Origin of the sequence: Microcoleus sp. ARI1-B5 (assembly GCF_036705795.1) — a bacterium.
Taxonomy (GTDB): Bacteria; Cyanobacteriota; Cyanobacteriia; order Cyanobacteriales; family Microcoleaceae; genus Microcoleus.
Window position 1 is genome coordinate 64,019 of sequence record NZ_JAUBVK010000020.1, and the last position, 10,051, is coordinate 74,069.

9 protein-coding genes are annotated in these 10,051 nt (G+C 47.5%); 5 read left to right on the forward strand and 4 right to left on the reverse strand.

Annotation, left to right across the window (positions count from 1 at the left end; all coding sequences use genetic code 11):
• Window positions 1-136: 136 nt before the first annotated feature.
• The 3 genes from QUB63_RS24235 to QUB63_RS24245 all read left to right on the forward strand — a co-directional run bounded on the left by QUB63_RS24235 (window position 137) and on the right by QUB63_RS24245 (window position 2,506).
• Entirely contained in the window at window positions 137-568 is a 432-nt protein-coding gene (locus QUB63_RS24235; protein ID WP_332947880.1) for a hypothetical protein, read from the forward strand.
• A 366-nt stretch (window positions 569-934) separates the two neighbouring features.
• Complete coding sequence (locus tag QUB63_RS24240) at window positions 935-2,209, forward strand: S8 family serine peptidase (protein WP_332947881.1); 1,275 nt, start codon at window positions 935-937, stop codon at window positions 2,207-2,209.
• Between the two features lie 69 nt (window positions 2,210-2,278).
• Window positions 2,279-2,506, forward strand: coding sequence for a hypothetical protein (locus QUB63_RS24245; protein WP_332947882.1), 228 nt, complete (start codon window positions 2,279-2,281; stop codon window positions 2,504-2,506).
• 5 nt (window positions 2,507-2,511) lie between these two features.
• Here the strand turns inward: QUB63_RS24245 and sfsA are convergent, their stop codons facing one another.
• The 4 genes from sfsA to QUB63_RS24265 all read right to left on the reverse strand — a co-directional run bounded on the left by sfsA (window position 2,512) and on the right by QUB63_RS24265 (window position 5,443).
• On the reverse strand, window positions 2,512-3,246 hold the full coding sequence (gene sfsA, locus QUB63_RS24250; RefSeq protein ID WP_332947883.1) for a DNA/RNA nuclease SfsA: 735 nt from the start codon (window positions 3,244-3,246) through the stop codon (window positions 2,512-2,514).
• Window positions 3,247-3,447: 201 nt separating this feature from the next.
• The gene (locus tag QUB63_RS24255; protein ID WP_332947884.1) at window positions 3,448-4,107 is read right to left on the reverse strand and encodes a glutathione S-transferase family protein; all 660 of its coding nucleotides are present in this window, start codon (window positions 4,105-4,107) and stop codon (window positions 3,448-3,450) included.
• Window positions 4,108-4,271: 164 nt separating this feature from the next.
• The gene (locus tag QUB63_RS24260; RefSeq protein WP_332947885.1) at window positions 4,272-4,892 is read right to left on the reverse strand and encodes a DUF3095 family protein; all 621 of its coding nucleotides are present in this window, start codon (window positions 4,890-4,892) and stop codon (window positions 4,272-4,274) included.
• Entirely contained in the window at window positions 4,847-5,443 is a 597-nt protein-coding gene (locus QUB63_RS24265; RefSeq protein ID WP_332947886.1) for a DUF3095 family protein, read from the reverse strand. The genes QUB63_RS24260 and QUB63_RS24265 overlap by 46 nt, the downstream gene beginning before the upstream one ends.
• A 67-nt stretch (window positions 5,444-5,510) precedes the next feature.
• Here QUB63_RS24265 and murJ point away from each other — a divergent pair, with 67 nt between their 5' ends.
• Both murJ and QUB63_RS24275 read left to right on the forward strand, forming a co-directional pair.
• Window positions 5,511-7,124 carry a murein biosynthesis integral membrane protein MurJ gene (murJ, locus tag QUB63_RS24270; RefSeq protein WP_332947887.1) on the forward strand — a complete coding sequence of 538 codons (1,614 nt, stop codon included), beginning with the start codon at window positions 5,511-5,513 and terminating at the stop codon, window positions 7,122-7,124.
• Between the two features lie 870 nt (window positions 7,125-7,994).
• Window positions 7,995-10,051, forward strand: a 2,057-nt coding sequence (locus QUB63_RS24275) for a DUF4347 domain-containing protein (RefSeq protein ID WP_332947888.1), incomplete at its 3' end; no start/stop codon positions are given.

Sequence of the window (10,051 nt, forward strand, 5' to 3'; positions counted from 1 at the left end):
GATCGTCGTATTGTTCCCCAAGTTTAGGTTGAAGAGAATTAGAGCATACACAAAGCAAACAGCCTCAATGTAGTTGCTGTGAAAGCTGAGGTATTTAATTGACAACAATTCAACCTTAAATTCAGGAGACAAGATTGTGGCAAACCATGAAATGATTGAACTCGACTACGATCCGTTGGAATTCCTAGATGGGGAAGGACTAGCCACCGCGGTTAGTTCAGAAGGTGTAGCGGAAGTATCGGCGGCAGATGAGCAGATGGCAACTTTAGAGCTTCATGAAGCCCTGGGCGGTTGCTTTAGTATCGTTGGTCCGATCGCGATTTGCTATAACAAAGTAGGCGCGGGCTTTAAAGTCTGTTTGAAACTGGCAGGAATTGAGGCAGCCTGCGCTAATATAGGTCTCAATAAGTGCCAGACGCTTCAAGGCAATATCCTTTTAGCGAAGGCATCAATTCAAGTCTGTTTGCAAGGTAAGTGTCTGACTTATAAGGCACAGGCTTGTTATCGGGCGACTCCTTTCTCCTCGTGGAAGTGTGTGTCTAAGAACGGTACAATTATCTGCTTGTAGCTAGATTTTTCGCCGGAAACCCCACGCCAGAAACCTCAGGCTTGGCGCTGGGGTATCAGCCCGAATTTTTCACGCAACCAGCTTTTCAGTCGGGGACGCAACTTCAACAGTTGACAGCTTGCCCCGAGCGAAGCCGAGGGGTTGACCGCTTGACAGTTGACCTGTGGAGAGCGACCTCTACCTAGAAGGAAGAGGATTGGAGTAATGAATAGTCTGATTTTAATTTCTCCCTCACTCGCGAGAGGCTTTCAACCAATTCTTTCTGGTAAAAATAAGTCGATTCTGAATCAAAAACAATAGAGATCGATGTCAGAAAATCAGAAAAACTGTCAGGGATTTCCAATCACACTTAATAAGAGGTATTTTATGTCAGAACAACCTAGTTTTCCCATTCCAGAAAATGCCCGAGCCGATGAAACGACTGGGCGTTACATTATTACTTTCCGCGATGATGCAGTGACAGAAGGATTAGACCTTCTGAACGACCAAACTGGCATCAGGGGGCTGGCAAATGCTGCCGATTTCCCGGAGTCGGCCCTAGACTTGAGCCAAGTCGAAGCCACTGGGGGAGCAGTGTTTCCCACTCTCGGCGTGGCTGTCGTCTCCTTAGAGGAAGAAGCACTCAGCGGCATCATGACATCGGCAGCAGATGATTCCGCTATTTTGGCGATCGAACCTGAGCGCATATTCTACGCGATTGGCGATGGGTTGTCGGCAGATTACCTGGAGGGCTATCGCGATGCGGTGAATCACCTGTACGAGAAAGCCACTAATGCACAGGTAGCAGGACTCGCCGCCCGCGAATGTTTTGCTGATGATATCGAGTCTACTTGGGGTTTGAAGGCAACGAAGGCGCTCGGCTCTAAGTTGACTGGTAATGGCATGAAAGTTGCCGTGCTGGATACGGGGATGGATTTATTGCATCCGGACTTCAATGGTCGATCGATCGTGTCGCAGTCTTTCGTACCAGGGGAGGACGTACAGGATGGCAACAGTCACGGCACGCACTGCATTGGAACAGCCTGCGGGTTCAAGGATCTCAACGGCCGCAGGTACGGAATTGCTTACGAATCGACCATTTATGCGGGTAAAGTGTTGAGCAATGCCGGTAGCGGCAATAGTGGCTGGATTCTCGCTGGGATGGAATGGGCGATCGTCAACGGGTGTCAAGTAATCTCCATGTCCTTAGGAAACACCCTTCCCACACCGTCTACTGCCTACGAAACTGTCGGCCGTCGGGCACTGCAAAATGGGTGTCTGATCGTGGCAGCCGCCGGCAACCACGGGCCTGGAACAGTGGGACAACCAGCCAATAGCGCGTCGATTATGGCTGTTGCAGCCCTCGATAGCTGTCTCCAAGTGCCTGACTTCTCGTCTCCGTCGGGCGGCTCGATCGGGGCAAAAGTTAATATCGCTGCTCCAGGAGTGAATGTATACTCATCAGTCCCTGTGAATAAAGGGCGTTATGCTACCTTCAGTGGCACTAGCATGGCTACACCTCACGTAGCGGGACTCGCTGCCCTGTATGCCCAATGGACTGGTAAACGGGGTTCTCAACTTTGGCAAGTGCTCACTTCCCATGCTATGGCACTACCATTACCAAACGATCGCGTTGGAAGTGGGTTGCTGCAAGCTCCTTAATACACAATACCTAGCTCCCCGATTTCTTTAAGAAGTCGGGGACCTAACAGAAGACAAAGGAGGCTGAATATGTCTGACGAACAAGTAGAGCGCATCATAGTGACTGTTGACGACCAAAACTTATCGGTAATTCAATCTGTTGTCACTGCCTTAGAGTCGGCGGGAATGAAAGTCGATGAGGTGTTACCTGTGATTGGCATCATTACTGGAGAAGTTTCTCAGTCGAAACTAGAAGGACTAAAGAGTGTAAAGGGCGTCGCTAATGTCGAGAACGATGGAGAAATGCAGGCAATTTAAACCAATCATTTAGGGGTTAGTAAATCCACTTTTGCCAATCCCAAATACCGCACGCCTTCGGGAGTTACGTCAAACCGGCAAGGCAAAACTTCCACACCTTCACTGATGGCCTGTCTGAACAATTCTCCGTAAAGGCGATCGGCACTATCCCCCGGAGCAAAATCCGTACAATCCCCGCGATTGATAAAATACAGCATTACAGCCCTCGAACCCAGCCGCACCACTTCCATCAATTCCCGCAAATGTTTCTGTCCTCTCTCCGTCACCGTATCGGGAAACAAAGCCAATGTATCTTTTACCCAAGTTGTATTTTTAACTTCTACAAAAATCGGTTTTTCCCCACCAGTCAGCCAAAAATCAACTCGACTTTTATTATCTTTCCCGTAAGCAACCTCCGGCTGAATTAAACTGTAATTTCCCAACTCAGGAAACAAGCGCAATTCCAAAGCTAATTTAATCACTCGATTTGGTAGCCCAGTATTAACTCCCACCCAAGTTGGCACAGTATCGCAAACTTTAATTAATTCCCAGGTATAAGCTAACTTGCGTTTGGGATTGTCGCTGGGAGATACTAGCACAGGATTTCCGGGAATATAAACACCAGTCATCGGGCCAGTATTCGGACAGTGCGCGGTGATGATTTCTCCCGAAGCTAGCTCGATTTCGGCGAAAAATCGCTTGTACCGCTTGATGAGAGTTCCGTGTAAAAGAGGAGGATATTTGTAAATTAAGTCAGTCATGGGGCCTGGGGCATTAGTAAATAGACATAATTCTTGTAGGGGCGGGTTAACCAACAATACCAGCCAATAATTGACAATCTCAAAAACCCGCCCCCACCCAACCGTAAATCACTGTCAACCGTAAATCACTGTCAACTGTCAACCGTCTACTGTCAACTGTTTATCTTCTTTTCTCAACTCATTAATCTCATCATTCAAAGGCTAACTTTGTTGACCTTTCATCAACTGTTTCATCTGCGCTTTAAAAGCTTCCACCAGTTCGGGACTGGCTTGTGTTTCTTCCCAAGAAGGGCGGGAATTTAAGCGATCGCACCAATCCTCCAATTTGGGGTATTCCTCTAACGACAGGCCTAGTTGGGGCAGCCAAGGCACGGAAACGCCAGCCACAACATCCGCGAGGGTAATCGTGTTGCTGCCAAAAAAAGGTGTATCGCCCAACAAATCCTCAAAAAACCTCAGTACCGCCACCACTTGCTGTCCAGCTTTTTCCAGCTTCTCGGGGTCGCCTGCGCCACCGAAAGTCTGGCGGACAAAGGGACTCAGCGCTGGTGTCAATTCGTTGACTGTGACCGTTTGTACCATGCGGACGATCGCCAAATCCCGAGCATTTTGTGGCAATAGTGCGATCGCCGGATACTTAGCTTCCAGATAATCAAGAATAGCCAGACTTTCTATTACATGAAAATCCCCATCAGCCAAAACCGGGACGTGGTGAAAAGGGCTAATAGCCAAAAAATCCGGTTGCAACTGATCGCCATTTAATTTGAGGGCCACCAATTCAAACTCAATCTCTTTTTCCAGCAAAGCAATCCAGACACGGCGAGCATTAGTAGAGAGCGGATGATAATAAAGTTTCAGCAAAGTCCAATCTCCTAAATTTTTCTTACTTGACTAGATTAAATTAACTTTAAAAAATGATAGCACTAAACAGGTACACAGAGCAAGGTTCGATCGTTCGGAATGCAAGTCCTTAATAAATCAGCTTTGAGGACTTTAGTCCGATGCTGCGAACCTTGATAATAAATCTACTTCAATCTTTCTTTCATCTCCTTAGCAGCTAAAGCATAACCTCCATCAGCGCCATCTATAAAATGCACTTGTCGGCCGCTGCGTTCAAACACCAAACAAGTCATCAACGCCCTGTCAGAAACGTGCAAACCGTAAACCAGCTTGCCTTCACGGTAGTTCTTTTCCAAGTACCCCGTCAATTTTTTTCGCTGCGACTCATTGCCCGAAATTACCATTCTCAACATATCATCAAATTTGCGATAATCCGTAGCTGCGATCGCATTATCTTTATAAACTCCCCAATCCACCTCTGGCGTCTTCACTTTAAAATTCATTAGCAGCGAACCAAGCGCCGTCTCTAACTGTATTTTTGATAAATACATTTGGCGGTCTAACGAACTCGAACTTTTCGCCCTAACTAGAGTTTCTTTAATCAGCTTGGCGCTATTCAATGTCAATTTAAGATTTTGACGAGAGATCGGATTTAAACAATCTTCATTGCCGTAAATGTATTCGATTATTTTTAAAACTTTTCTATAAATTTGATGGCTCTGCTGACCGAAATCTTCTGGCACCATTACCAGCAGCGTTACTATTTCCCCGTAATTGCTGGGAATATCCTGCCACCGGCACTCCAATCCCGAAAAATCGGCTGTTGCAGAAATGCCACTTTTTTTTTAAAACGGTAAATATTCCCAGCAGCAGGGTATTTAATAAGTTCAGTAGCACGGGTTAAGCCACCGCCAAAAAAAACAGCTTGGCTGTAATTTTCGGAAACTTTAAACTTAGCTATTTTAACCGGATAATTAGCTGCCACCACAGTTTTTACTGGCACTGCGCCCACTCGCAAATCAAGGTTAAATGCGGTTTTAGCCATTTGTTGCACCGCAAGCAAAGCTTCCTGGGCAGGGGGTAAAACTTGCGGTCCAATTAACAGAGAAGCGCCATCGCCGCCAAACACAAACGGAATCTCTGTTTTGCCCGCTACATTCAAAACAGCAACGATCGAACAAGCCCCCAATAAGTTAACATCTTTGTAGCGTCCAGCTTCAATCGCTTTGGTAGAACCGCGAATATCTGTGACAATAATGTACCAGTCATCGGGCACATCAACAAAGTTCTCGGGTTCAGTAATATCGCGAAAATTATTAAGTAAAGGTAATTGGGAATAGAATTTTTCTGAATTCATGTTACGATTTTCCCGATTTGCGATTAAACTTAGTGAAGCCTTTTAGCACTAGCCTTTGTAACCATTTGTGTCTGAATCACAGAAGCCCTCTCGTTCCCTAGCAGGCATTGCCGGCATTGTCGCAGTCGCCACTCTAATTAGCAAAGTCTTCGGCATGGTGCGCCAAATTGCGATCGCCGCAGCCTTTGGAGTCGGTGTCGCCGTCGATGCCTACAACTACGCCTACGTCATCCCCGGTTTCTTATTTATTTTGCTCGGAGGCATCAACGGGCCTTTTCACAGCGCCATAGTCAGCGTTTTATCCCGCCGCGACAAAAAAGAAGCAGCACCCTTAGTAGAGACTATCACCACCTTAGTCGGCGGCATATTGCTGTTGGTAACAGTCGCTTTAATTATTTTTGCAGATCCGGCGATCGATTTGGTAGCACCGGGATTAAATAGAACAGCAGAAGGTTTAGAAATCAAAGCAATTGCCGTCCAACAATTTCGGATTATGGCGCCGATGGCCTTACTTTCAGGCTTAATCGGCATTGGTTTCGGCACTCTCAACGCCGCCGATATGTACTGGCTTCCTTCCATCAGCCCTTTATTTTCCAGCGTTGCACTTGTCGGCGGTTTGGGGATTCTCGCACTGCAACTCGGAGACAAAATTACTCAGCCAGAATACGCACTAATTGGCGGCTTAGTGTTAGCTTGGGGAACTTTAGCGGGAGCAGTTTTGCAGTGGTTGGTGCAACTGGTGGCGCAGTGGCGCGCGGGCTTGGGAAAATTGCGCTTGCGGTTTAATTTTAAACGCCCCGGAGTGCAAGAAGTAGTTAAGGTGATGGTTCCTGCTACCTTATCATCGGGAATGCTGCAAATTAATGTCTATACCGACCTATTTTTCGCATCCTACATCCCTCAAGCTGCATCTGCCATGGGCTATGCAGGCTTGTTAGTTATGACTCCTTTAGGCATTATTTCTAATGTAATTTTAGTACCATTTTTGCCAATTTTTTCTCGCCTTGCCGAACCCAAAGACTGGCCGGAATTAAAAGATAAAATTCGTCAAGCTTTAATTTTGACAGCGCTGACAATGCTACCGCTGAGCGCTTTAATGGTAACACTTGCCGGGCCGATCGTCCGCGTTGTTTACGAACGCTATGCTTTTAATCAGTCAGCCTCGCAGTTTGTCGCGCCGCTCTTGATGGCTTACAGTATTGGAATGTTTGTGTATTTGGGTCGCGACGTTTTGGTACGGGTATTTTACGCTTTGGGAGATGGAGAAACGCCTTTTCGTATCAGTATTATCAATATATTTTTGAACGGACTGCTAGATTATTTGTTAGCAGGAGCTTTCGGCGCGCCCGGATTAGTTCTGGCGACGGTGGGAGTGAATCTTGTTTCGATGATTATGCTTTTGTATTTATTAGATAAAAAGCTTGGCGGTCTGCCTTGGCGGGAGTGGAGTTTGCCCTTTCTGGGGTTAGCTTCTGGCAGTTCTCTAACTGCTTTCGTGACCTTGGCTGCTCTGCAAGGCTGTCAAAGAGTTTTGGGTACTGAAGGTTTAGTAATTCAATTAGTGCAGTTGAGTGTGGCAAGTTTCGCTGGGCTGGGAGTTTTTGCCATTTTTGTTAATCAGATGAAGTTGCCGGAAGTTGAGATGTTTGTCGATCGCATTCGCGGCCGTTTTCGCAAATAAATATCGGAAATTTGCGGCAGATTTAAGGAATCAACAAAAGTGCGATCGCCCTTAAATCCAAAAAAGACCAAAAAAGGCTCTCGCCCTTAAATACAAACCAACACTCCGAAGCGTCCATAGCGCGTATATCCGCCACCATCTGCGGTTAAAGTTCCAAAGTAATTAACAAGGGCGATGTCTAGATTGTAAAGATATCGTCAACCTTAATGCTGTCTGGCAAACAGGGAAAATAAATTTACGATCAAAAAATACACCCTCATAGCCACAGCCTCTCTTGGATATCTAAATTATGTCCTCATGGCAAAGATCCGACTTTTCCGACTTTACGATCCGACTTTTCCGACTTTACAGAGGCAGGGGCCCGAAGCAATGATAGAGATAGGGAAAGCCAACCCACGATGTCTAGATTGTAAAGATATCGTAAACCTTGATGTTGTGTTGCGAACTGTTAAATAAAAATATGCTATAAAAGATATGTCTGTAGTATGATACATTTAGGTTGCATCTAAGTTATATACCCATTCCCACACAAAGCCAGTGAAAGCCCACTTCATATCAGGACTACCGCGCTCAGGCTCTACTTTACTGGCTGCACTACTACGACAAAATCCCCGGTTTAACGCTGCTATGACTTCCCCTATTGGGGGCGCAAGTCGATCGAATGTTGTCAGCCACGAGCGAAGACAATGAGTTTTCCGTGTTCATTTCCAGTGAAAAAGGGGAACGGGCTAACAATTTTACCGATCGATAGATTTGAGCAATAGGACTAATAAATTCTTCAGTCCTCCTAGCGAGGACTTAAGCGAGGCGGGGGTTTCAACCCCGGCCCCACTTGAATGTAAACAATAGATATAAAGAATTTCAGCAATTATGAACGTACCAACCATGAACAAGCAAATTATTTTCGTTGACTCCTCAGTACAAGATTATCAAAGCCTGCTCCAAGGCATCGATCCCGCTCAAATTGTGGTTTTAAATGAAAATTCCAGCGCGATCGACCAAATTACTAACGCCTTGGCAGATAAAAAAGATATTGAAGCAGTTCATATAGTTTCTCACGGCAGCGAAGGCAGTTTAAAACTCGGTGCTGACGTACTCAATGACAATAACCTAGAAACTTTCAGCGATCGGCTAAAACAGTGGGGAAATGCCCTGACAGCAAATGGCGATATCCTACTTTATGGCTGCGACGTAGCAGCCGGAGAAGTTGGAGAAAACTTCGTAAAGCGCCTCAGTGAAATAACAGGGGCAGATGTGGCAGCATCTACCGACAAGACGGGGAATGCAGCACTAGGGGGCGACTGGGAATTGGAGGTAAACATCGGCAACATTGAGACTCCCATAGCTTTTCAGCCACAAGAAGCACAGAAGTATGACGGGGTACTTGCCACCTTTACCGTGAGGAACACCAACGACAGTGGAGCTGGGTCATTGCGCGAGGCGATCGCCCAAGCCAACACCCAGATCGGTGCAGACACCATTATTTTCGATCCCAGTATATTTAACACCTCCCAAACCATCCGCCTCAATTCGCAACTAATCGTCGATGACAGTGTGAGCATCCAGGGGACTGGGCTGAACCTCCTGAAGATTAGTGGGGATGCCAATAATAATGGGATTAATGACAACGGTGATGTGCGCCTGTTCTTTGTTAACCAAGGCACAGTAAGTTTTAGCGACCTCACCCTGCATGGCGGACGCGGCAATGGTGGCAATGGTGCTGCTGGCGGTGGTGGTGGACTAGGGGCTGGTGGTGCATTATTTATAAATGGCAACGGAACTTCACTGCCTGCTCAAGTCACCATCAATAATGTTACCTTTACCCAGAACCAGGCAGTAGGCGGTAATGGAGGCGCTTCTAATGGTGGTGGGGGTGGTGGCGGCTTCGGCGGAGTCGGTGGCTCAGGTGGCTACCAACCCGGTGGTGGGGGTGGCGGCGGCGGACTTAGTGACAGTGGGACTAATGGCACCACTGGTGGGGGTACTGGTGGTGGCAGTAGCTTCTTTGGTAGTACCGGCGGCACGGGCGGCACAACCAGCAATAGTGGAGTTGCTAGCAGCGGAGGGTTCGGTGGCGGTGGCGGCGGTGGCCTCAGCGCTGTCAGTGCTAATGGTACCAACGGCGGTCAAGGAGGTGAATTTGGTGGCGGCGGTGCCGGTGGTGCTAGCCAGTTTAGCGGTGTATCGGGTCAAGGCGGTTCTGGAGGATTCGGTGGCGGTGGTGGTAATGCGGGCATTGCTGCTAACGGTTCTACCGATGGCCTTGGTGGTAATGGTGGCTTTGGTGGCGGTGGTGGTAGCGGGAATACCGGCGGTGGCTTAGGAGGCAGTTTCGGCGGCAATGGTTACAACGCTGGTGGTGGCGGCGGAGCTGGATTAGGCGGAGCCATCTTCATCCGCAATGGTTCTCTGATGCTAACGAATGCCACGTTTAATAACAACAGCGCCACTGGAGGTGCGGGCGGATTTAGCGCTCAGCTCGGTCAGGCCAAAAGCGGTGCTATTTTCGTGAACGCTGGTGCAACGGTAACAGCATCAGGAGTGACCTACAGTAGTAATTCTGCCACAAATGCCAGTACCACTGCTACTGATAATAGTAATACCTATGGAACGATTACCCTACTCGACACCACACCACCTACAGCCAGCACTTTCACCCCCGCAGACAACGCCACCAGTGTTGCAGTTGCTGCTAATTTAGTAGTCAACTTGAGTGAAGCCGTACAAAAAGGCACGGGCAATATTGTCATCAAGAAAGTCTCAGATAACTCAGTTGTAGAAACTATCAATGTCACAGCGGCCAATGTCACTGTTACTGGCAGTACAGTCACCGTTAATCCCACAGCAGATTTAGCGCCCGGCACTGATTATTACGTTGAAATTGCCGCCGGTGCAATTAAAGACTTAGCAGGTAACAATTATGCCGG

Excerpts from the sequence above, each read along its gene's own strand:
- sfsA (WP_332947883.1), bottom strand. The coding sequence starts at position 3,246 with ATGACTGACTTAATTTACAAATATCCTCCTCTTTTACACGGAACTCTC.
- QUB63_RS24265 (WP_332947886.1), bottom strand. The coding sequence starts at position 5,443 with ATGAATTCAGAAAAATTCTATTCCCAATTACCTTTACTTAATAATTTT.
- QUB63_RS24240 (WP_332947881.1), top strand. The coding sequence starts at position 935 with ATGTCAGAACAACCTAGTTTTCCCATTCCAGAAAATGCCCGAGCCGAT.
- QUB63_RS24245 (WP_332947882.1), top strand. The coding sequence starts at position 2,279 with ATGTCTGACGAACAAGTAGAGCGCATCATAGTGACTGTTGACGACCAA.